Source organism: Armatimonadota bacterium (genome assembly GCA_036504095.1).
Classification (GTDB): domain Bacteria; phylum Armatimonadota; class DTGP01; order JAKQQT01; family JAKQQT01; genus DASXUL01.
The window spans coordinates 159713-181294 of record DASXVS010000024.1 but is presented as its reverse complement, the minus strand read 5'-3'; the positions used below and the strand labels follow the sequence as shown (position 1 = coordinate 181294).

Below are 21582 nucleotides of genomic sequence, written 5' to 3'. Positions count from 1 at the left end.
TTCGCCGGCGGCGGCGCCATCACATCGTGCGCGCGTCCTGCAGCCATGCGACGTGGCTGTCCAGAAACAGGCGGTTCCGCCCGCCCATATGCACGGACCGCCCTTTCAGCTCGGCCGCCACCGTCGGGATGGTCTTCGGAAAGTACGGATCCACCACCAGTTCGACATCGGCGGCGCTGTTCGGAACCCCCGCGTTCGGGTCGTTCGCCGCGCGGAGGTCGGCAATGGCGTGCTCCGGAGTCTTGCCCCACATATCCGTCGGCGGCGTCGGGTCGTCTGGGCGGTCAAACCTCCACATCCAGTAGCTCGTCGTCGCGGTATCGGTATTGGACAGTCGCTGGACCACCTGAACGGCCTTTCCCAATGGCGACCCGACGATCGACGGGCAGTTCCATATATCGTTAGAGCGGATGTAGGGCCCGAGCACGAGCGCAGCCCATCCGCAACGCGGGTCAGACGCCGGCCAGGATGTCCACGGGTGGTATCCGCCGGGGAGCGACGTCTTCAGATCGCGGCGGTCCGGCATCCGGAGATCGTTGTCGTCCAGGTACATGACCATCGCCGTGCCGATCTGCTTCAGGTTGTTCACGCAGGCGGAGCGTTTCGCTTGCTCGCGCGCCCTCGCAAAAACCGGGAACAGTATCGCGGCGAGAATCGCGATGATGGCTATCACCACCAGCAGTTCGATGAGCGTGAAACCACGTCGTCCGGTCTCTGGATTGTTTATCACGGGTTGGCATCCAGTCCGGCGGCCTTGCGAATCAGCAGCGTCACGCCGCGAATATCGAGTTGTCCGCCGGAAATCAGGGCGGGCGCACTCATAGCATTCTGAAGGCCGCCCGCTGCATTCAATGCGTAGGCAACGTCCATATAGTTGTAACCGCGCGCAAGCAACGATGCGGACGGAACGACGGCCTTGGCGATCGAAGGCCCGCTCCAGAGCAGCCGGGCCACCGAACCGCCGTAGTTCTGATAGAATTCGACGGTGACAGGGTACCGCACGCCGGCCGAAAGCGTGATGGCGCCCGAGTGCTCGGTTGGAGCCTGATCGACCCACGCATCCACCAGCTTCGATCCGTTCACCCACAGCCTCACTCCGTCGTCCGTCACCGTGTAGAACGTGTAAGGCCCCGACGTCGGCGCTCGCAAATATCCGGTCCACCTGACGCTATACGTCACCATCCCGATCGCCGGATCGGGAGGCGAGTTATTCCAGTCAAAATCGATGATCGGATCCACGCGGACAATGGCGGGCGAGCCGCTGAGGTTGATGTTCGTGAAGTAGGACCCTGTCAGACCGGAAAGACCGGAAAGCGACAGCGTGACGCTGGCGCCGGGTGGAATGGCCCGGGGCGGGGTGGAACGGTCAAGAACGCCCGTGACGCGCAAGGTATAAGGGACAAACGTCAGAAGAGGCGATGTCGTCAGCGTTACAACCGTGCCGCTTGAATCCAGATTCGCGGCGATGACGGCGGCGCCATTGTCCAGGACGTAGTTCGACGCAGCCTGCGAGGTCGTGCTGTCCAACGGGCACGTGAACGTTACGCGGACCGAGGTGTTACCCATCGGGACGGCGTTCACGATGCCAAGGGGCGCGCCAAGCCCGAAAACGTCCAATTCAGTGCCCGTGCCGACGTAGACCTTGCCGTTCGCCACCGTGGGCACGGCGAATTTGATGGCCTGGCCCATGACGTCCCGCGCGCCGGCCTGGTTCGAATTGTACAGCTCGCTCGCCAGGTTGCTGGCGTCATAGGCGTACAGCACCGCGGGACCATCCGAGCCATAGGATCCCACGTTGAGGGCCCACAAAATGCCGTTGGTGTTCCCGTTAGCCGAGACCACCGGCGTGGCGCCGGGGTAGCCGAAGGTCGCCGCCGACCTTGAGTCCGGACCGGCTGACAGCTGGCCATTGGCTAGGGCGAATGACTTGAGCGCATCCCCCTGTGAGCCGAAATAGACGTGCGAATTCCAGTATGCGGGCACTCCCCACACGCCATTATTAGCCCCTCCGATCTCCTGCAACACGTTATCCACCGCGCCATATCCGCCGAGGCTGTCGCGGTTCAAAAGGTAGATCTTGCCTTCCTTTCCGCAGCCCACCATGACGTGAGGGTGTGTTCCAGGTTGATCGGGAAGGAGAAGGGGGCCGCCGGAACCTACGTCCGCGTCCGCGGCATCCAGGCCGGCCTGATTGGACGGCGTGAAGTAACTTGATACCGTCAGCGGGCCGACTCCCTGGTTGAGCTTCAGGAAGGAATCACCGTAATTGGATGTCGCGGGCGAGAAAGAGCCGTTGCCGGTGGCGAAATAGATAGCGCCCGATCCGTCCGCCGCCGGTCCGCCCGCTCCTTGCCAGACGCCCGCCCGTCCGCCGTTGGGCGTCGCGCAGAAGACCGCGTAGCGGGTCAGGGTCTGAGTGGGCTGGTTGACGGTGAAAGCCATGACCCAGCCGTGATAGGCGTCGTGATCTTCGTGCGCGGCCCACGCGACATAGACGATCCCGTTCACAAGCAGGAGGGCTGAGCGCTGGTTCTCATTGCGAGGATCGAACGCAACCCCGTGCGAGACGTCTTCAATGACCCCGTACGCGCCGTTGTAACCCGTGCCGGAAACGGAACCCGAGATCGTGAGGGGGCCGCCAAACTTCTCGGCTCCCGAGGCTACATCAAGCGCATGAAGGCGCTGAACGTAGGCGGGTGTGGCGCCGGAGGTCTCTTTCGTCTTGGCCACGAGGTACATCGTGTTGGTGCCTGCGTCGATCACCGGCGTGCCACAGATGCCAATCTCCCGCTCTATGTCCCCGTAGCCGTTCCCCAGATCGGTAGTTGGCACGGACGTTACACCGGGCGGGTTTGTGAATGTGCGCGACCACAGCGGCGCGGAGTTGTCGCCAGACGCGCTGTCTGCGTCGAAGGCATACACCGTGTCGTGCATCGTGCAAACGAACACGACGTTGTGAGTTCCCTTTCCGCTGATCGGCATGTCCGCCATGTAGAGAGGTTCCGCGTATATCTGGCCGTCAACCGCCTGCGAAAAGGCCTTCCCGAACCCGCACGCGTTCACGTTGGCAGGCGTCAGCACGGTTTCAGCCGCGTTCGCCCCCGTGCGCGCGTTGTCATTGTGGTATGTCAGGACGTTTACGGCAGCCGCGGAGTGCGGTCCGTGAAGCATCACAAGGGAAAGGGCGCATGCCAGCGTCATCCGCAGCTTTCCCCGGGTGGGTGTCGGCGCGCCAGAATCCATGGGCTCAGTTCCTCTCAAGAAGCGCTGTAGTACGGCCTAGCGGCGGGTTGGACGCTTCCCGTACGTTACGCGGTAGATAAGGTCGTTGCCGTCTTCGCTGACGAGTAAGGACCCATCCGGCAGAAAACAGATGCCGACCGGGCGGCCCCAGACGTTGTCGTCCGGGAGTACGAACCCGGTGAGGAAAGCCGACGGCGGACCGGCCGGGCGGCCGGCCCTCACCGGGATGCGGATGACGCTGTATCCGTCCCGCCGGGCGCGGTTCCACGAGCCGTGGAGAGCGACGAACGCGTCTCCCTTCCCGGGAAGCATTCTCCCGGGGTTGAAGGCGAGGTTCAGGGCGGCGACGTGGGCGCCGACGAGCACGTCGGGCACGATGGTCTTCGCCACCAGGTCGGGGCGCTCACCCTTGCGCCGAGGGTCTTCGTGGGGCCCGATGTACGCGTACGGCCAGCCGTAGAAACCGCCGGGCTTGACCTCCGTCACGAAATCCGGCGGGAGATCGTCGCCCAGATTGTCGCGCTCGTTCACAGCCGTCCACAGTCGGCCGGTATCCGGGTTGATCGCAAGTCCCACGGGATTGCGAAGTCCGCTCGCATATGTATGGCGGGCGGACCCGTCCGGGTTCATCTGTAATATGCTCGCCCGCGGCGGTTCCTCCGGATCCACGTTCGTTCGGCTGCCGACGCTGACAAATAGCTTGTTGTTACGGACATCGGCCAAGACGTTCCGGGTCCAGTGCTGGTTGTAACCGCCCGGCGTCAGTTCCGTGATGCGCTGTGGTTCACCGACTGCCTTCGTCTGCCCCGGCTTGTACGGGAACCGGACAACCGCGTCGGTGTCGCCGATGTAGACCCAGTTCTTATAGAACGTGAGCCCGAACGGCTGACGAAGGCCTTGGGCGAACACGAACTGCTCGCCGGGCTTCGAGTAATCGCCTTTCGCCGGCCTGAAGACCCGAACCCGGCCGCGGTTGGATTCGACCACAAACACATCGCCATTGGGCGCAAGCACCACGTTGCGCGGGTTGTGTGCATCGGCGGTCCACAAGGCCACGGTGTAGCCGGCCGGGACCTTTGGCAGTGCATCGACCGGCGGCGGCACAACGCGCGGGCCGTTGTTCGCCGAAGGCGTCGCAAACGGTGGGGGAAGCGACACTGGCCTGCCTTCCGCCGGGGAAACGGCGGCGGAATCACCGGTCGCTGCCGGCAGCGCGCGGGCGGGCCGTGAGGCGGAACAGCCTGCACAGAGCGCTCCGGCGAGGGCCAAGGGGATATACTCGGAAAGGGCCGATCTTCGTCCCAACATACGTTATTGCTCCAGTATCGACGCCTGCGGCGTCTATGGCCGATCGCCTGCAACCCGGCGCGGGCGAACCGCGAAAAATGGCTGGACGCCGAAGCGTCTAGATGGCGCCGTGCGCGCCCGATATCAGGCTGGGCGTCCGCGCCCACGCATTACTGTTCATGGAATCAGGAGGAGATGGATGCAGTTCCCAGGTTTGTTGCCAACCAGCTTGCAGAATGAACGCTTCGGGGATATTACGTACCACATCGAGGGCGAACTCGTGCCGGCGTTGCACGTTGAACTGGACGGCAGGATGCCGATCTATTTCGAGCATTACACGCTGTTGTGGAAATCGCCCCAGGTCAACGTGGGGGTCAAGCCGCTGGCCGGCGCGATGCGGAGGATGTTCGCCGGGATGCAGGTATTCGTGACGCAGGCGACAGGCGTCGGCCAGATTGCGTTCAGCCGGGACGGCGCCGGCCACGTATTCGCGATGCACCTCGCGACGGGCCAGCGCATCGACGTCCGCGAGCATCAATTCCTCGCCGCCACGGATAACGTGGACTATTCCTTCCAGCGCGTGAAGGGAATCGCCAACATGATGTTCGGCGGAACGGGCTTCTTCATCGACACCTTTCGCTGCGTCTCGGGCGAAGGCATCCTGTGGCTGCACGGATACGGAAACGTATTTGAAGTGAACCTGGGGCCCGGCGAGCAGATCGACGTTGAGCCCGGCGGCTGGATCTACAAGGATCAGAGCGTCCAGATGGAGACCGTGCGGCAGGGGCTGGCCACAGGGCTCTTCGCCAGCGCGGGTTCATTCGTCTTCAACCGGTTCACCGGCCCCGGACGACTCGGCATCCAGAGCATGTACATCCACATGCCGACAGAAAGCTGACAGGTAGCGGAGCATTACGCAGCGCATGGAGGACACGCGAATAATCACTGAAGAACGAGAGACGGCTGGCGCAGCCGTCGCCAGCGTTCGCGACCTGCGCAAACGCTACAAGGAAGTCGAGGCGGTGCGCGGACTCTCCTTTGACCTCAGGCGAGGGGAGATCTTCGGCTTGCTGGGGCCCAATGGCGCCGGCAAGACCACCACGATCGAAATCATGGAAGGCTTGCGCGCCTACGATGCAGGCAGCGTGAGCGTTCTGGGCCTCGATCCATGGCGCCAGACCCAGGATCTCAAACAACGTATCGGCGCGGCCTTGCAGGACACTATGCTGCCGGACAAGATCAAGGTCGGCGAAGCGCTGTCCCTTTATGCCGGGTTCTATGACCGCCGAGTGGACCTTTCCGCGCTGATGGCCCGGTTCGATCTGAAGGCCAAGCGCAACGCCACCTACGAAACGCTGTCCGGCGGACAGAAGCAGCGCCTGGCCCTCGCGCTGACGCTGGTGAACGACCCGGATCTCGTTTTCCTCGACGAACCCACAGCCGGCTTGGACGCCCAGGTGCGGCGCGACCTGCACGAGATCATACTTCAACTTCGCGCGGACGGGAAGACTGTTCTCCTGACGACGCACTACATCGAGGAGGCCGAGCGGCTATGCGACCGCGTGGCGATCATCGCTCAGGGTGAATTGAAGGCCATCGGAACGCCCGAGGAACTGCGGTCGCGGGCGTCCAGCCTGGCCCGGATTGGCGTTCGAATCGTTCCCGGAGTTGGGGAGGACGTTCTGCGCAGCCTGCCAACGGTGGCGGATGTGACGCTGCGAGACGATATCGCATGGCTGAGCACACGGCGGCCGGCCGAGACCGTCGCCGCGCTCGTGCGGATGCTCGACAACCGCGAATCATCGCTGGAGAGCATATCCATCATCCAACCGACGCTGGAGGACCTCTACCTGGAACTCACGGGCGCCGAGGAGGCTGCCCCATGATCCGGGTCCTCTCCAACGCGATCGCTCTCGCGCGAATCACGCTGAAGCTCTATATGCGCGACAGGAAAGCAATGGCGCTCAGCCTGCTGTTTCCGCTCTTCTTCACCGTGGCATTCGGCGCCGCGCTGGGCAAGGGCGGGCGCGAAGAGGTCCGTGAGATCATGCCCATGCTCGTGGGGCTCTCGATCATCACAAGCTCGTTCTTCGGTCAGGGTCTGGGCGTTGTGGTCCAGCGGGAGCGCGGGATGCTGCGGAGATATCGCCTGACGCCGCTCGGCGCCGGAGGGCTGCTCGCCGGCACGGTGCTCGCGGGACTGGCCATGCTCACTTTCACGTTGGGCGTGCAGTTGTTGATGCTCAAGGTCGTATACCACGCTCCGCTCGACTTCCCCGTGGGACCTTTTCTCCTCGTGACTGTTGTCGGGGCCATTTCGATGGCCAGCCTGGGCCTCGTCATCGCGGCGATAGCATCGACCATGCAGGAAGCCCAATTGCTCATGCAGATGTCCTTCATGGGCACGCTTTTTCTGAGCGGACTCACCTTTCCGCTGGAGATGTACAGCCTGCGGGTCCGCCAGTTCGCGCAATTTCTGCCTCCCACCCACCTGGTAACGCCGCTGAAACACGTAATGCTGGGCGGTTTTTCGCTGGAGAGCGACGGCGTGGCGCTGTGCGCCCTGGCGCTGATGGCCGCGACGGCCTTCACAATCGCCACGCGGCTGTTCCGCTGGGACCGCACGGAACCGCTTCCCCGCCGGGCCAAAGCCTCCGCCCTCCTGGCGCTCATACCCGTCCTGCTGTTTGGAGCATGGCGGAACACGCACACGCAGGCGCCACGCATCATCATCCCCTCCGCACAGTCGAGGCGCTGACCGGGGGTTCCCCGAGCCTGCAGGTCGTCTCTCACATGCCTGTCTGGTAGCCGTTTTCCGTGTCCACACGCAATCGACGCTTTCGACTTTTCCGCAGCCGAAAATCAGGAGATAATCCAGACGGCACGGTCACGCTTTCCCTTCGACACTAATCCTTGGCAGCGGGCGGGGTACGCGGTCAATCCAGCGTGTACTACTTCACGTCGGCATCGATGTGGATCATCACGAACCTGGACGGAGGCGCCACGCCGTCGAATGCGTCGTCCAACGTATTGGTGATCAAGAAGGGCTGAGGGCAGTAGTTCGTGCGCGCGTGCCCCACGCCGCTTGTCGCCAACCCTCCGGGCCGATGCCGCCGGTCTGCTCGCGCTAGAATGAGTCAATAACGCAGGTCTGAACATAAAGGGGAAAGCGATTATGATTGTCATTCTGAAAACAGGTGCAGGAGAAGGGGAGATACAGGAGGTCAGAGCCTTTCTCGAAAGCCAGGGATTCTCCATCCACCTTTCGCAGGGGGCGGAGAAGACCATCATGGGCGCCGTCGGCCTCACGGACAAGGACAAGAACGTCCTGAAGGACCAGTTGATCGGCCTGCCGCAGGTCGAGGACGTGGTCATCGTCGCGAAGCCGTACAAACTCGTCAACCGCGATTTCCACCCGGAGAAAACGGTCATTGACGTGTGCGGCGTGAAGATCGGGGGACCGGAGGTCGTCGTCATGGCGGGGCCGTGTACGGTCGAGAGCCCCGAGATGATCCTTGAGGCGGCGCGAGTGGTCAAGGCCGCGGGAGCGCGCATCCTGCGCGGCGGCGCGTACAAGCCCAGCACCTCGCCGTACTCCTTCCACGGCATGGGCATCGAGGGCCTGAAACTGCTCCGCGAAGCCAAGCAGGAGACCGGACTGCCCATCATTACAGAGGTGATGGACACGCGCGACGTGGAACTGGTGGGAGAGTACACGGACATCTTCCAGATCGGCACGCGCAACATGTCCAACTTCAGCCTTCTGAAGGAGATCGGCCAGACGCGCATCCCGGCGATGCTGAAGCGTGGGATGGCCAGCACCATCGAGGAGTGGCTGCAGGCGGCGGAATACATCGCCAGCCGCGGCAACTACGACATCATCCTCTGCGAACGCGGCATTCGCACGTTTGAGACGGCGTACCGCAACGTACTGGACGTGAACGCCATCGGCGAGGTCGCCATGCGCAGCCACCTGCCGATCTGCGGCGACGCCAGCCACGGAACGGGCCGCTGGCAACTGGTTGGCGGCAGCACCAAGGCCGCCCTGGCCGCCGGCGCCGACTGCGTGATGATCGAAACCCACCCCAACCCGAAAACCGCCCTCAAGGACGGCATGCAGAGCCTCACCTTCTCGGATTTCAGGAGGTTGATGGGCGAACTGAAACCCCTGGTGGAAGCGCTTGGACGAACCATGTAGGCTGCGGTTTCAACGCGGAGGCCGCGGGGACGTGCAGACGAACAATCACCTTGCCATGGCGCTCGGCACTATGTCATAATACGGCCGCTCAGCGGGCGTTACAATCGCGCTGAAAACAGCGGATCGAGCGCGGCGGCTTCACCTCTGGGCACAGTCTAGGAGGAGAAGAAGCATGGCAAGGATCATCCTCAAGCCCGGTGCCTGCGTGGAAGTAGACCGAGCGACGTTAGTACTCGGGGAAGATGGGATTCTGATTTGCGACCATTACGACTCGATGGGGGACGTATGGACGGAATTTGAGACCGAGGATGGAACGGTCGTAGTCGATCTGAACGACGACTTGGAGGGCGAATTGGACGATGAGGTCGCCGTGTCCATCCTCGAAGAGGAACCGGTGGAAGTCGTCTTTGGTGAATGAGCACGGATCTTGCGCTTGTTCCGCCGTGGGGGGAGTCTCGTTGGCGCAGCACATTGAGCGTCAGGATCGGCCACGCCGATTCTCGGGAGATGCCTGCCAAACCGCTGACCGAGCGGTGGACACACACAACTAACCGCTAAATCCGGACCGAGAGGTTAAACACCATTGGAACTAATGGCCTCGCCGTTTGCGTCGGCATTCGGCGCGTTCATCGACAGCGTCCAGACGCGCTGCGTAATCTGCTCCCCATACATCACGCAAGGCCCAATGCGCCTGTTGGTAGATGGAGTCCGTGAAAAGGGTGCGCAGAATGCTGTATCTGTGACTGTTGTCACGGACATCTCGGCATCCAACTTGGTCCAGGGAAGCACCGATGTCGCGGCGTTAATCTATCTGTGCGAGCATCTGCCGAAGACGCGACTAATCTACCTGCCACGTATTCACGCCAAGGTGTTCACTTCCGGAGACTCTTTGGCATTGATCGGCTCTGCGAACTTCACAGAGGGCGGGTTCCGAGGCAACCTCGAGTATGGCGTGCGGGTGACTGAAGAGTCAGTCGTGAAGCGCGTAAACCACGACATACGGCGCTACGCTCGGCTTGGCGGATTGGTCAGCCCAGATCGTTTGCTGAGTCTTCAGAGCCAAGTGACCGAAATCCGCGTTGCCGTTTCCGAAGAACAGAGGTCAATCAGGGCGAAACTTCGAGCCGCGTCGTCGGAATTGCGGCAGAACGCTCAAGACGACCTCGTCCGTATCCGCCTAAAGGGCAGATCCCTGCAGAGCATTTTCGCTGACACGGTACTCTACTTGTTGTCGGATCGCCGTCTGTCAACGCAGGACCTCTACGAGATGGTCCCTGCTATCCATCCAGATCTGTGCGACGACTCAGTTTCCCGGATCATCAGCGGAGATCGCCGCGTGATTTGGCAACACCGGTTGCGACATGCGCAACAGGCCCTGAAGAAGAAGGGGCTCATTGAGAATGATCCTGCGTCGGGCGAATGGTTGCTTTCGAGCAATCAGGATGGCTCTGTGTCTCCCGCAGCAGACTGAGACAGGCCGAAGACCGCGCTGAAAGACGGCATGCAGAGCCTCACGTTCAGCGACTTCAACCGCCTGATGGGCGAACTGAAACCGCTGGCGGAAGCGCTGGGCCGAACCCTGTAGGCTCCGAAATGAACCACGGAGGACACTGAGGGCACGGAGGTTCATAGAGGATCAATTCAGACATCGAATTCCTCCGTGCACCTCCGTGTACTCCGTTTCCTCCGTGGTGAAAATACCACCTATCATCTCCTCAGGAGGCCCGCATGAAGGTTCTGTTGTTCTCGCTCCTGCTCCTGATGGGAGGGTTCGCCATGGCGGAAGACGCCGTCTCGACCAAGCCGGAGGCGCGCGCAATCTGGGTCGTGCGCTACGACATGACCACCCCGCAGAATATCCAGCGCGTGGTCGATACCGCGGTGAAGTACAACTTCAATGCGATTATCGTACAAGTGCGCGGCCGCGGCGACGCCTACTACCTGAACGGCCTCGAACCGCGCGCAGAAGCGCTGGACAAGCAGCCCGCCGATTTCGACCCCCTGCAGACCGCCATCGACCTGGGCCACAAATCCGGCCTCCAGGTCCACGCGTGGTTGAACACGTGCTACGTGTGGGGCGGTACCTCCAAACCGAAGGATCCGAAGCACGTCGTCAACGCGCACCCCGAGTGGCTGATGGCCGACCGCCTGGGCAGCGTGCCGCTCGTCGCCAGCCCCAACCTCGAAGGCGCGTTCCTCGATCCCGGCAACCCGGATGCCCGCAAGCACATCCACGATGTCTTCCTGGACGTGGCGCGGCGCTACAACGTGGACGGTATCCACTTTGACTACGTCCGCTACCCTAACCGCGACATGGGTTTCAATGACAGCGACATCAAGGCGTTCAAATCGACCATCCTGCCCGCGCTGACTCCCGAAGAGCGCGAGGCGATGGACCTGATGCCGGCACGCGACGCCTGGCCGGCGATGTACCCGGCGAAATGGGCGCAGTGGCGGCGCGACAACGTGACGGGCCTCGTGCGCCGCATCTACAAGGACGTGAAGGCCATCAAGCCCAACGTGGCGGTTTCCGCCGCGCTCATCCCGTGGGGCGCGTTTACTAAATGGGAGGATTCGGAGCCGTACAACAGCACGTTCCAGGACTGGTTCGGCTGGATGCGAGAGGGCATCCTCGATATCGCTATCCCGATGACGTACCACACGGATACCGGCCAGTGGGCCGGTTGGGTGAAGGCCGCGATGGAGAACCGGCACAAGACGCACCTTTGGGCCGGCATCGGCGACTGGCTGCTCACCGGGGCAAGCGACGCCGAGAAGGTGAAGGTGGGTCGCACGCTGGGCGTCCAGGGCATCAGCTTCTTCGCGTTCGACAGCCTGATGGGCGAGGACCCCGAGTCCACGGTGAAGGACGCAAGCAAACTGGACACGCTGCTCAAGACAGTGTACCAGCAGAAGGTCCCGGTCCCGGACTTCCGAGCCCCGCAGCCGGACGCGAAAGCGCCGGAAGCCGTGCTCCCAAAGCCCAGCGAGGCCGAACAGCCGAGGTGGTAAGGGGGGTTCGGGGTTTCGAGTTCCGAGAGACTGGGTTCGAGACACGCTGCTGCCAAAGTGACAGGTTTATATTAGAAATGGTATAATGCCTTGAGCGATGCACTACACGGAATGGATGCAGACCGACCGCTGATTTGGCTTGGCTCGCCCCTCGACGACCTGCGCCGGATGCCCGAGGACGTGAAGGATACCTTCGGCTATGCCCTTCAGATCGTCCAGGAGGGTGGCACGGCGCCTCACGTCAAGCCGTTGCGCGGGTTCGGTGGAGCGAGCGTCCTCGAGATCCGGGACGACTTTGATGGGGACACATACCGGACCGTGTTCACGGTGAGATTCGCTGATGCGATCTACGTGTTGCACGCGTTCCAGAAGAAGAGCCGTGTTGGGCGCAAGACAAGCCAGCACGACCTCGCACTGATCCGACAACGACTGGCCGACGCCGCGAAGCACCACTCTGAGCACTTTGGGGGTAGGGTCTGATGGAGTTCACAACAGGAAGCGGTAACGTTTTCGCCGATCTCGGTCTGCCGGAACCAGAGGAGCGCCTGGCCAAGGCGCGCGTTGCCTATCGTATTCACGAGGTCATCGCCTCCTTGGGTTTGACCCAAGCGCAGGCGGCCCGTCGAACTGGCCTTACACAGCCGAACGTCTCGGACATCACGCGTGGGAGGCTGAAAGGCTTTACGCTTGAACGGCTGTTCCAGTGCTTGAATGCGCTCGACCAGGATGTTGAGATCGTCATCCGGCCCAAGAAGCCTGACGCCGATGGGGCAGTCACGCATGTGTCGATTGCAGACAACGTGTAGGACCCTGACTGAAACCGGGCAAACCCGGCCTGAATGACAGATCGTGCAGAGTGGCGGACCAGCCCCGGTCCGCCACTTTTCATTTTGCACGCTCCATTTTTCATCCCCCATTACCCGGAGCACCGCTGGATGACGCCGTGTTTCTTCATGTAGCCACAACGCCGCCTCCCGTGGCATCATTAGTGACTCGTGGCAAATGCGCGACGTTTTACGGTCCGGCCGGAGTGATTTTCGGCCCGTAGAAGGAACCGGATAGAGAGGAGTGACAATGAGCGGAGTACGCGTGCTGGTTGGCACAAAGAAAGGCGCTTTCATCCTGACATCGGACGAAAAGCGTGCAAAGTGGGACGTTTCAGGCCCCCAGTTCACAGGCTGGGAGATTTACCATATGAAGGGCTCGCCCGCCGACCCGGACCGGATATACGCCTCGCAGACCAGTGGCTGGTTCGGCCAGGTGATCCAGCGATCGAGCGACGGCGGCAAGTCGTGGGAAACGCCGGGCGGCGGGCCGTCGACGACGCCGGATGGCATGCCCATGGGAGAGAGCAACAAGTTCGTCTACGAGGGCACGCCGGGCACCCACATGTGGTACGACGGCACACAGCACCCCTGGGAGTTCAAGCGGGTCTGGCACCTGGAGCCGTCGCTCACCGATCCGAACACCGTTTACGCCGGCGTGGAGGACGCCGCATTGTTCAAATCGGCCGATGGCGGCGCCTCTTGGCAGGAGGTTGCCGGCCTGCGGCAGCACGAGTCGGGGCCGCGCTGGCAGCCGGGAGCGGGCGGAATGTGTCTGCACACCATCATCCAGGATCCGGGCAACCCGGGGCGGATGTTCATCGCCATCTCGGCCGCGGGAGCGTTCAGGACCGACGACGGCGGCACGACGTGGAAACCGATCAACCGCGGACTGCGCTCCGAGTACATCCCGGATCAAGACGCCGACGTCGGACACTGTGTCCACAGGATCGCGATGCACCCGTCGCGCCCGGACGTGCTCTTCATGCAGAAACATTGGGACATCATGCGAAGCGACAACGCCGGTGATTCGTGGTACGAGGTGAGCGGCAACCTGCCGTCCGACTTCGGGTTCCCGATCGACGTTCACGCACACGAGCCGGACACGATCTACGTCGTTCCGATCAAGAGCGATTCCGAGCATTTCGTGCCCGACGGCAAACTGCGCGTCTACCGCAGCCGCACCGGCGGCAACGAATGGGAGGCCCTGACCAACGGGCTGCCGCAGAGTGACTGCTACGTGAACGTCCTGCGCGACGCGATGGCCGTGGATTCGCTCGATTCCTGCGGCATCTATTTCGGCACAACCGGCGGGCAGGTCTACGCTTCCGCAAACTCCGGCGATACGTGGGCTCCCATCGTGCGAGACTTGCCGGCGGTCCTGTCGGTGGAGGTCCAAACACTTCAATGATACGGCTAGAGCTGCCGGCCAACCTGCGGACTCTGGCCGGCGTCCACGGGGAATTGGAATTGGAGGTGGAAGGACCGGTCACACAGCGATCGGTCCTCGACGCCCTCGAGGCCCGCTACCCCATGCTGCGGGGCACAATACGGGACCACGGCACGCTGGCGCGCCGCGCGTTCATCCGCTTCTTCGCGTGCGGTCAGGACCTGTCGCTGGATTCGCCGGACGCCCCGCTGCCGGACGACGTGGCTTCGGGGAAGGAACCGTTTCTCGTGATAGGCGCCATAGCCGGGGGTTAAGCCTGGTCCGGGTCGTTCATTTGAACTCCGTGAAAGGAAAATATGATGCAAGTTGAACCTTACCTGTTTTTCAGCGGTCAGTGCGAAGAGGCTTTCAAGTTCTATGCGCAGTGCCTGGGAGGCAAGATCACAGCCATGCACACTCACCGGGAAACCCCGGCTGGGCCGCAGACGCCCCCGGAATGGCAGGACAAGATCATGCACGCTCGTCTTGAACTGGGCGGCACGGTACTGATGGGCTCCGACTCCCCGCCGGAATGGTATGAGGCGCCGAAAGGATTCTCGGTATCACTTTCGGCCGGTTCACCGGCCGAAGCCGATCGCATATTCGGCCTACTGGCCGAAAACGGTACGATCAAGATGCCGATTCAGGAGACCTTCTGGGCTGCGCGTTTCGGCATGCTCGTGGACCGGTTCGGCATCCCCTGGATGATCAACTGCGACAAACCGGAGTGAGAGACACTGGCGTTTGAGTGGATACGGGCCGGCGGAGGAGGAAGGTATGTGCAGGAATATCCGAACGCTGTACAATTTCGAGCCGCCGGCCACGGACGACGAGATTCGCGCCGCGTCGCTGCAGTTCGTTCGCAAAATCAGCGGGTTCAACAGCCCGTCGAAGGCAAACGATGCCGCCTTCGCACGGGCTGTTGATGAAATCGCCGCGGCTTCCGGCCGCCTCCTTACGTCCTTGGAATCAACCTCCGCGCCGAAAGACCGCCAGGGAGAGGCCGCCAAGGCCAGAGCGCGCTCAGCCGTCCGATTCGGCCGGTAAATTCACCCCTCACCGTGCCGCCCGCCGCCCTTCCGGTTGGAACCGCCAAGCCGGAAGTGATATCGTTTGTCATTGAGCATCGGTCGCCTGCCATACGATATTCCTCCTGGCCCCGACGGGTCACGAGGACAATAACCGGCTGCGATCCACCCGCCGGTCACAGGTAACCGCATCGCTGAAACGTTAGTACGAGGACCACGAAATGAGTATCGGCACACTTCCCCTGCTGATTCCGGCTGTGATTGCCGTCTCGGCGATCGCTGCTCCTGCCCTGGCCGCTGAGACACCTCCCCCGTTCAGCGGGTTCATCAAGGACTGGGTGATCATCGGCCCCTTCCAGAATCCCGAGAGATCGGGACCGGACGACCGGGGCGCTTTCGATACCGATTACCTCTCGCCCATCGGCGGAGAGGCGAAGGCCAGAATCCGGCCGGAAACGACATTGGCCACGCCAGGCGGCGATACCGTCTCCGCCAAAAGCGTTCGGCTTTCCGGAAACACGCTGGATTTCGCCCTTCATTACCCGTTCACCGACCACAAGCTCGCCTACGCCTACGCGGAACTGAACGCTCCGGCGGACCAGGAAGCGGTCTTCTTCCTGGGATCGGACGATGGCGTCAAGGTATTCGTCAATGGCAAGAACGTCTTCGAGACACTGCTATTCCCGGGCCGGGGTTACGTCGCGCGCCAGGACCGGTTCAACGTTCGCTTGCGCAAGGGCACGAACACCATTCTGGCGAAAGTGGAAAACGCCACCGGAGCCTGGGTCCTGGGGATGGAAGCGTTCACCGGTAAAGAGGCCGAAGACATCACTCTCGCGCTCAAAAAGGCCGAAGACAACCGCGATTTCCAGAACCAGGAGGTTGTGCCGGCCACCATGTGGCCCGGCTACGCCTTCTCGGCGGAGGAGGGCCGCTTCCCCAGAATCGTATGGCGTGATGTCGACCATGTGCGGGAACTGGCCGGCGACGTTCCGCTAACGGTGCGATGGTTTGACAAAGACCTGAATGAGGTGAAGGCGCCAAAGGCTCCCGGCCGCTATGGGGCATATATCGAAGGCAAAACCAAGGACGGTATGGTCGTGAAGCGGGCGATGACGTTCTGCGGCGTGTCAGCAGCTTCGCTCTTTGGCGCGGAATGGGGTCTGGACGTGCCGTATCTGGGTTCGCCCATCGATCCAAAAGTGTGGGATGAGCAGCGGATAAATGTCGCCAACGCCGCCGGCGGCATCTTCCGGGAGTCGTTTCTGTCGTCCCAGGCCGGCGCGGGCGTGCTTGCGGCGCTCATCGACGCCAAGCCTACGGGATCGCCGGCGGGCGTCCTCGATGGCCCGGACGTCAAGTACGATGACTATCACCTGGCCCTCAGGCTGAAACTCGAGAAGCGCGCGGACAAGGTTCGTCCGTTGGCGCCGCCGAAAACGGTGTCCGGCAGCCCGGCCGAAGTGCTTCACGCCGGAACGCCGGCAGAGGCCGGCGTGAAGGCGGATGCCAAAGAGCGAATCGACGCCGTATGCCGCAAGTGGGCCGAGGACTCCGGCGAGCCGTTCACCATCCTCGTGGCGCGGCATGGCGCCATCATCACGCATCAAGCGTTCGGTAAGTCGGCAGACGGAACCCCGTTGCCGCTCGACTACCGCCATGATGTGGCCTCGATCACAAAGGCCGTCAGCGGCATGTTGTTCAGTCAGTTTGTTGACCAGGGATTCACCGCTATCGACGATCCCATCGGCAAGTACCTCCCCGGGTTCCCCACCAAGGGCAAGAAGGCGCTCACGTTTCGCCATCTGTTCACCCACACGAGCGGGCTCGCTGGCCACGGCGAGTGGGGCGGCATCCACAACCCGTACCTGGACAACGTGGTGCTGAACGGCCTCGACAGCCTGGATCCGGGCGCCGCCCATAACTACAACGGGATGGGCTACGACCTGGCCGGCAAGGCGATGGAGGCCATGACCGGCAAGAGCATCATCCGGCTGTTCCACGACAACCTGTATCGCCCGCTCGGTATCGGCGACGTCCCGATGGCGGACCTCGCCTACGGGGCGCGGCTGACCGCGTACCAGCTCGGGGCGCTCGGCCAGGTTCTCGCGAATCACGGAAGGTATGGCGATAAGCAGTTCGTCTCCGAGGAGACGTTTGCCCAGATGCTTCCGCGAAGCCTGAAGGAGTTCTACCCGGAAGTTGACGTGGAATGGGGCATCGGTCTCACGTGGTTCCGGGAGACGAAACCGGGGGCGCCAACCAACTCCACAGACCCGAAGGACATGATCCTCGGCAATCGTGTCATCGGCCATGGCTCGGCGACGGCCTGCATACTCCGCGTCGATCTGGATCACGAGCTGGTCATCGCGCAGATACGCGCGACAGCCGGCCCGAAATACGACGAGTACCTGAAGCAGTTCCTGACAAGCGTCGCGGACTCGCTGACATAGTTCCGGGTTCCGAGTTCCGAGTTTCGAGTTCCGGGTTTCGAGTGCCGGGTTTCGATTTCCGGGTTTTGGGTCTCGAAACTCGGAACTAGGAACTCGGAACTAGAATGATCGTATGCGATTCACGAAAATGCACGCGTTGGGCAACGACTTCATTGCCCTGAACGGATACGACCTGCCGCCCCACGATTGGCGGCAGTTGGCGATCGACATGTGCGATCGTCACTACGGCGCCGGCGCGGACGGGCTGTTCGTCGCCTTCCCCTCGGATACAGCCGACGTCCGGATGCTGTTCTTCAACCCGGACGGTTCCGAGGACCGTTGCGGCAACGCCCTCCGGTGCCTCGGGCGCTTCCTGCATGACGAGGACATCACGCAGAAAACCCACGTCGCTGTCGATACTTTCGGGGGGACGGTCCACCTCTGGATCCACAAGTGCGAAGAGGACGATTGCACGGTCACCGTCGACCTTGGCGCCCCCGCGCTGAACCCGATAGCCATTCCGATGTCCGTTGCCGGCGACCGGGCGCTCAACGTCCCCGTCACGGTCGCGGGCCGCAACCTTATCCTGCACGCGTGCTCAACGGGCACGCCCCACGCGATCATCCTCGTCGACGAAATGCCTGATGAAGCGACGTTCCAGACGGCCAGCCCCCTCATCGAGAACCACCCTCTGTTCCCGGAGCGCACGACACTGGAATGGACCCATTTCACATCACCGCACCGGGCGGAGATCCGCATATGGGAGCGCGCCGTGGGGGAAACGCTGGGCTGCGGAACCGGCGCCGCGGCGGTTGCGGTTATCGGCCACCTGCTCGGGATCTCGGCGAACCCGGTCACCGTCGTCTCCAAAGGCGGCGAAGTGAAGGCCTCCTGGGACGGGGACGATGCGGTGACCCTCTCCGGTCCGGCCTACATCGTGTATACAGGGGACTGGAAGGAGCGCTCCGGCGACGCAGGGTGATCTCCCCGATCAACCGCCAAAGCAACTTCCCGCCCACGGCCGGCCAAAGCTCCCTGCGCCGATAAATGGTAACGATCGAACGGAATTATGGGTATCAAGCACATTGATATCATGTCAAGCCCATAGGGAGGTCTCAAGATGCGTTATCGAGCGGTTCTTTTTCTTGCCGCCGTGGCGGCGCTCTCATACTCATTCGCCACTCCCGGTCGTGCGGCGAGCGCGATTCCCGCCGGCGCGCCGGAATACCACGATTCCATCGTCGTTCGGTGGGACAATGCGCTGCTTCAGGCAATTCGCGACACGAAACCGGGTCCAACCGTCGTTGCACGTGACCTGGCCATCGTCCACACGGCGATGTATGACGCCTGGGCGACATACGACGCCGTCGCTCACGGAACGCGCCTCGGGGGAGCGCTCCGCCACCCTGCTTCGGAGCGAACCGAGGCCAATAAGGCCGAGGCGATCTCCTACGCGGCTTTCGCCGCACTGGTCGATCTCTTCCCGCAGACGGCCGAAGTCGCGAAGTTTGCAGCGTTGATGGTGAGCCTCGGATACGATCCCGGCTACTCCCTGCAGGACGCTTCCACACCGGCCGGAACGGGCAACATCTGCGCCGAGGCCCTCCTCCAGTTCCGCCATCACGACGGTTCGAACCAGCTGGGCGATCTGCACGCCGGCGCCTACAGCGACTACACCGGCTACAAGCCGGTGAACGACCCGGACCATATCGTCAATCCCAACCACTGGCAGCCGCTGCGCATACCGGACGGCAAAGGCGGCTTCGCCATCCAGAAGTATTTCACGCCGCAGTGGGGAGGGGTCACACCTTTCGCCCTCAAATCCGGCTCGCAGTTCCGTATGCCGGGCGCCCCATTCGCGTTCATTTCGACGCGCCTGACCGGACGCGATACCGAAAGATCGACGATTGCGTACATCGACCAGGCCCGGCAGATAGTGGATATCAGCTCCAACCTCACGGATGAACAGAAGATGATCGCTGAATACTGGGCGGACGGCCCCGCCTCGGAGCTTCCGCCGGGGCACTGGTGCCTCGTCGCCCAGTATGTCTCGCGCCGGGATCAGCACACACTGGACGACGATGTGAAGATGTTCTTTGCCGTGAGCAACGCGGTGTTTGACGCCGGTATCGCCGCGTGGGACTGCAAGCGCGCCTTTGACTACGCTCGGCCGATCACCGCGATTCACTACCTGTACAAGGGCAAGTGGATCCGGGCCTGGGGCGGCCCGCTCAAGGGAACTCAGTGGGTGAGGGGAGAGAACTGGCAGCCGTACCAGGCGCCGAACGTGGTGACACCCTCTTTCCCGGAGTGCGTGTCGGGACACAGCACGTTCAGCGGCGCCGCCTCCGAGGTGCTGAAATTGTACACCGGCAGCGATGCATTCGGCGGTTCGGTGACGTTCCCGGCGGGGTCCTCCAAATTCGAAGCAGGGCTGGTTCCGGCCCGGCCGGTCACCCTGAGTTGGCCCACCTTTACGGACGCCGCCAACCAGGCCGGCATCTCGCGCCTTTACGGCGGCATCCACTTCAGCACGGGCGACCTTGAGGGCCGTAAAGTGGGGCACAAGGTCGGCGCCGCCGTGTGGCAAAAGGCGCAGGCGCTGTTCAACGGAACGGAGTGAGGACGGGAAGAAGGAAGCGAGGAAATGGGGAAACGACCATTGTCCGGTCGCTTCCTCATTTCCTCATTTCCTTCTTTCCGTCTCCCGAAATGGGCCGAAGGTACCTCGCCGCACGCTGCCGTATAGCGTATAGTTCACTCGGGAGGTAACGAGATGGCACAAGACAGCACGGCGATGGAGCGGGCTTACTCCGAGCGGCAGTCGGGGCGTTTCTACCTGGAGCTGAGCGTGTACTGGTTCGCGCTCTCGTTCCTGTGGGCGGGCATGATCACCATCGTTATCCAGACGCTGGTGAAGCACATGGCCGGCCCCACCAAGGACCTCACGCTGGGCTGGACGCTGGGCATCGGCGCGATGATCTCCACCGTGGTGGTCATCATCACAGGGGCGATGAGCGATCGGTCGCGATGGGTGATGGGGCGCCGCCGTCCGTATATGATCGTGGGTACGCTGCTCTCCGTGCCGGGGCTTCTCTGGCTGGCCCGTGTTCAGAGCATACCGGCAATGCTCGGCGCGTTCTGCCTGATCCAGTTCTGGGTAAACGTCGCGACCTCACCGTACCAGGCGCTGATTCCGGACATGGTGCCGAAAGAACGTCAGGGCGCCGCGTCCGCCTATATGGGAATGTCGAGCCTGCTGGGGCAACTCGGGGGACTCGTTCTCTGTGGCACCCTGATCCGCAAGCCGGGCGGCCTCTGGATCATCATGGTCACGCTCTCAGTGCTTCTCGTCGTGGCGATGATCTATACGGTGATACGCATCCCGGAGCAATCCGCCGCGCAGAACCCGGCGCCCCGTATCGGCATGTGGGGCACGCTCGTCCAGTCGTTCCACGTCAAACCGAGCGAACACCCTGATTTCTTCTGGCTCATAGCGTCCCGCTTCATGGTCAACATGGGGTTCTACACCGCCACGGAGTTCCTGCTGTACTACGTTGGGGACACGCTGGGGGCGCCCAAGCCGGAGGATACGGTCACCACCATCTTCCTCATTACCACCGTAGCGGGTCTGGTTGGCAATTTCCCCGCGGGTTTCCTGGGCGACAGAATGCCCAAAAAGCGGATAGTTTACGCGTCGGCGGGCATCACCGCTGTCGCGGCGCTGGTGTTCCTGCTCACCAGTTCCATCCATGTGGCATTTGTGGCGGCCTTCATCTTCGGCATGGGATTCGGGGCATTCGCGGCGGTCGACTGGGCCTTGGCCACCAACCTGCTTCCGGAGCACGATGAGGCGAAATTCATGGGTGTGTGGCACGTCTCATTCACGGTGCCGCAGGTGATTGCGCCGATGATCGGAGGGCCGGTGGCTTACCTGTTCAACACCCGGATTCACACGATCCTGGGATACAACACGGGGCCTGGATTCGGATACCGCATCGCCTTGTTGATGGTCATCCTTTACTTCGTCGCCGGTGTGGCGCTCATCCGGCCGGTGCGGGAGCGCGTGATCGCGAAGGTGGCAACGCAGGCCGCGTAACAATAAGGGGCCCGATCCGCGCGGACCGGG

General features: G+C 62.4%; 21 protein-coding genes. 17 read left to right on the top strand and 4 right to left on the bottom strand.

Annotated features, from left to right (window positions below; translation table 11 throughout):
* Window positions 1-19 precede the first annotated feature (19 nt).
* Genes VGM51_04825 through VGM51_04815 form a run of 3 tightly spaced genes read right to left on the bottom strand, consistent with a single transcriptional unit; the run spans window position 20 to window position 4551 of the window.
* Complete coding sequence (locus tag VGM51_04825) at window positions 20-730, bottom strand: prepilin-type N-terminal cleavage/methylation domain-containing protein (GenBank protein ID HEY3412370.1); 711 nt, start codon at window positions 728-730, stop codon at window positions 20-22.
* Window positions 727-3243, bottom strand: a complete 2517-nt coding sequence (locus tag VGM51_04820; protein HEY3412369.1) for a PA14 domain-containing protein — start codon at window positions 3241-3243, stop codon at window positions 727-729. Before VGM51_04820 ends, VGM51_04825 begins: the two co-directional genes overlap by 4 nt.
* Before the next feature lie 36 nt (window positions 3244-3279).
* On the bottom strand, window positions 3280-4551 hold the full coding sequence (locus VGM51_04815) for a sorbosone dehydrogenase family protein (GenBank protein ID HEY3412368.1): 1272 nt from the start codon (window positions 4549-4551) through the stop codon (window positions 3280-3282).
* A 178-nt stretch (window positions 4552-4729) separates the two neighbouring features.
* Between VGM51_04815 and VGM51_04810 the strand changes: the two genes are divergently transcribed.
* The 3 genes from VGM51_04810 to VGM51_04800 are packed head-to-tail and all read left to right on the top strand — an operon-like array spanning window position 4730 to window position 7288.
* The gene (locus tag VGM51_04810) at window positions 4730-5428 is read left to right on the top strand and encodes an AIM24 family protein (protein HEY3412367.1); all 699 of its coding nucleotides are present in this window, start codon (window positions 4730-4732) and stop codon (window positions 5426-5428) included.
* A gap of 25 nt (window positions 5429-5453) precedes the next feature.
* Window positions 5454-6416, top strand: coding sequence for an ABC transporter ATP-binding protein (locus VGM51_04805; protein ID HEY3412366.1), 963 nt, complete (start codon window positions 5454-5456; stop codon window positions 6414-6416).
* Window positions 6413-7288, top strand: coding sequence for an ABC transporter permease (locus VGM51_04800; protein ID HEY3412365.1), 876 nt, complete (start codon window positions 6413-6415; stop codon window positions 7286-7288). Before VGM51_04805 ends, VGM51_04800 begins: the two co-directional genes overlap by 4 nt.
* 193 nt (window positions 7289-7481) lie before the next feature.
* On the opposite strand, the gene VGM51_04795 is transcribed toward VGM51_04800, so the two are convergent.
* Entirely contained in the window at window positions 7482-7625 is a 144-nt protein-coding gene (locus tag VGM51_04795; protein HEY3412364.1) for a hypothetical protein, read from the bottom strand.
* An 80-nt stretch (window positions 7626-7705) separates the two neighbouring features.
* Here VGM51_04795 and aroF point away from each other — a divergent pair, with 80 nt between their 5' ends.
* The 14 genes from aroF to VGM51_04725 all read left to right on the top strand — a co-directional run bounded on the left by aroF (window position 7706) and on the right by VGM51_04725 (window position 21552).
* Window positions 7706-8728, top strand: coding sequence for a 3-deoxy-7-phosphoheptulonate synthase (aroF, locus tag VGM51_04790; protein ID HEY3412363.1), 1023 nt, complete (start codon window positions 7706-7708; stop codon window positions 8726-8728).
* A 172-nt stretch (window positions 8729-8900) separates the two neighbouring features.
* Window positions 8901-9146, top strand: a complete 246-nt coding sequence (locus VGM51_04785) for a hypothetical protein (GenBank protein ID HEY3412362.1) — start codon at window positions 8901-8903, stop codon at window positions 9144-9146.
* 174 nt (window positions 9147-9320) lie between these two features.
* Window positions 9321-10199, top strand: coding sequence for a phospholipase D family protein (locus VGM51_04780; GenBank protein ID HEY3412361.1), 879 nt, complete (start codon window positions 9321-9323; stop codon window positions 10197-10199).
* A gap of 257 nt (window positions 10200-10456) precedes the next feature.
* Entirely contained in the window at window positions 10457-11740 is a 1284-nt protein-coding gene (locus tag VGM51_04775; GenBank protein ID HEY3412360.1) for a family 10 glycosylhydrolase, read from the top strand.
* Between the two features lie 90 nt (window positions 11741-11830).
* The gene (locus VGM51_04770; GenBank protein ID HEY3412359.1) at window positions 11831-12220 is read left to right on the top strand and encodes a type II toxin-antitoxin system RelE/ParE family toxin; all 390 of its coding nucleotides are present in this window, start codon (window positions 11831-11833) and stop codon (window positions 12218-12220) included.
* The gene (locus VGM51_04765) at window positions 12220-12546 is read left to right on the top strand and encodes a helix-turn-helix transcriptional regulator (GenBank protein ID HEY3412358.1); all 327 of its coding nucleotides are present in this window, start codon (window positions 12220-12222) and stop codon (window positions 12544-12546) included. The genes VGM51_04770 and VGM51_04765 overlap by 1 nt, the downstream gene beginning before the upstream one ends.
* Window positions 12547-12814: 268 nt before the next feature.
* Window positions 12815-13975 (top strand): exo-alpha-sialidase, encoded by a 1161-nt coding sequence (locus VGM51_04760; GenBank protein ID HEY3412357.1) that lies wholly within the window; start codon window positions 12815-12817, stop codon window positions 13973-13975.
* Complete coding sequence (locus VGM51_04755) at window positions 13972-14268, top strand: MoaD/ThiS family protein (GenBank protein HEY3412356.1); 297 nt, start codon at window positions 13972-13974, stop codon at window positions 14266-14268. Before VGM51_04760 ends, VGM51_04755 begins: the two co-directional genes overlap by 4 nt.
* A gap of 45 nt (window positions 14269-14313) precedes the next feature.
* Window positions 14314-14724, top strand: a complete 411-nt coding sequence (locus VGM51_04750; protein ID HEY3412355.1) for a VOC family protein — start codon at window positions 14314-14316, stop codon at window positions 14722-14724.
* A 46-nt stretch (window positions 14725-14770) separates the two neighbouring features.
* Window positions 14771-15040: a DUF2277 domain-containing protein gene (locus VGM51_04745; protein ID HEY3412354.1), complete on the top strand. Its 270-nt coding sequence runs from the start codon at window positions 14771-14773 to the stop codon at window positions 15038-15040.
* A gap of 202 nt (window positions 15041-15242) precedes the next feature.
* Window positions 15243-17474 (top strand): serine hydrolase domain-containing protein, encoded by a 2232-nt coding sequence (locus tag VGM51_04740; protein HEY3412353.1) that lies wholly within the window; start codon window positions 15243-15245, stop codon window positions 17472-17474.
* Window positions 17475-17586: 112 nt separating this feature from the next.
* Window positions 17587-18435: a diaminopimelate epimerase gene (dapF, locus tag VGM51_04735; GenBank protein HEY3412352.1), complete on the top strand. Its 849-nt coding sequence runs from the start codon at window positions 17587-17589 to the stop codon at window positions 18433-18435.
* Between the two features lie 138 nt (window positions 18436-18573).
* Window positions 18574-20076, top strand: coding sequence for a vanadium-dependent haloperoxidase (locus VGM51_04730; protein ID HEY3412351.1), 1503 nt, complete (start codon window positions 18574-18576; stop codon window positions 20074-20076).
* Between the two features lie 153 nt (window positions 20077-20229).
* The gene (locus VGM51_04725) at window positions 20230-21552 is read left to right on the top strand and encodes an MFS transporter (protein HEY3412350.1); all 1323 of its coding nucleotides are present in this window, start codon (window positions 20230-20232) and stop codon (window positions 21550-21552) included.
* The last annotated feature ends 30 nt before the right edge of the window (window positions 21553-21582 follow it).

Bases quoted from the DNA above. Each gene is read 5' to 3' on its own strand.
- VGM51_04775 (HEY3412360.1), top strand. From the start codon at position 10,457: ATGAAGGTTCTGTTGTTCTCGCTCCTGCTCCTGATGGGAGGGTTCGCC.
- VGM51_04820 (HEY3412369.1), bottom strand. From the start codon at position 3,243: ATGGATTCTGGCGCGCCGACACCCACCCGGGGAAAGCTGCGGATGACG.
- VGM51_04730 (HEY3412351.1), top strand. From the start codon at position 18,574: ATGCGTTATCGAGCGGTTCTTTTTCTTGCCGCCGTGGCGGCGCTCTCA.
- VGM51_04815 (HEY3412368.1), bottom strand. From the start codon at position 4,551: ATGTTGGGACGAAGATCGGCCCTTTCCGAGTATATCCCCTTGGCCCTC.
- VGM51_04750 (HEY3412355.1), top strand. From the start codon at position 14,314: ATGCAAGTTGAACCTTACCTGTTTTTCAGCGGTCAGTGCGAAGAGGCT.
- VGM51_04785 (HEY3412362.1), top strand. From the start codon at position 8,901: ATGGCAAGGATCATCCTCAAGCCCGGTGCCTGCGTGGAAGTAGACCGA.
- VGM51_04800 (HEY3412365.1), top strand. From the start codon at position 6,413: ATGATCCGGGTCCTCTCCAACGCGATCGCTCTCGCGCGAATCACGCTG.
- aroF (HEY3412363.1), top strand. From the start codon at position 7,706: ATGATTGTCATTCTGAAAACAGGTGCAGGAGAAGGGGAGATACAGGAG.
- VGM51_04780 (HEY3412361.1), top strand. From the start codon at position 9,321: ATGGCCTCGCCGTTTGCGTCGGCATTCGGCGCGTTCATCGACAGCGTC.
- dapF (HEY3412352.1), top strand. From the start codon at position 17,587: ATGCGATTCACGAAAATGCACGCGTTGGGCAACGACTTCATTGCCCTG.
- VGM51_04740 (HEY3412353.1), top strand. From the start codon at position 15,243: ATGAGTATCGGCACACTTCCCCTGCTGATTCCGGCTGTGATTGCCGTC.
- VGM51_04725 (HEY3412350.1), top strand. From the start codon at position 20,230: ATGGCACAAGACAGCACGGCGATGGAGCGGGCTTACTCCGAGCGGCAG.
- VGM51_04765 (HEY3412358.1), top strand. From the start codon at position 12,220: ATGGAGTTCACAACAGGAAGCGGTAACGTTTTCGCCGATCTCGGTCTG.
- VGM51_04810 (HEY3412367.1), top strand. From the start codon at position 4,730: ATGCAGTTCCCAGGTTTGTTGCCAACCAGCTTGCAGAATGAACGCTTC.
- VGM51_04760 (HEY3412357.1), top strand. From the start codon at position 12,815: ATGAGCGGAGTACGCGTGCTGGTTGGCACAAAGAAAGGCGCTTTCATC.
- VGM51_04745 (HEY3412354.1), top strand. From the start codon at position 14,771: ATGTGCAGGAATATCCGAACGCTGTACAATTTCGAGCCGCCGGCCACG.
- VGM51_04755 (HEY3412356.1), top strand. From the start codon at position 13,972: ATGATACGGCTAGAGCTGCCGGCCAACCTGCGGACTCTGGCCGGCGTC.
- VGM51_04805 (HEY3412366.1), top strand. From the start codon at position 5,454: ATGGAGGACACGCGAATAATCACTGAAGAACGAGAGACGGCTGGCGCA.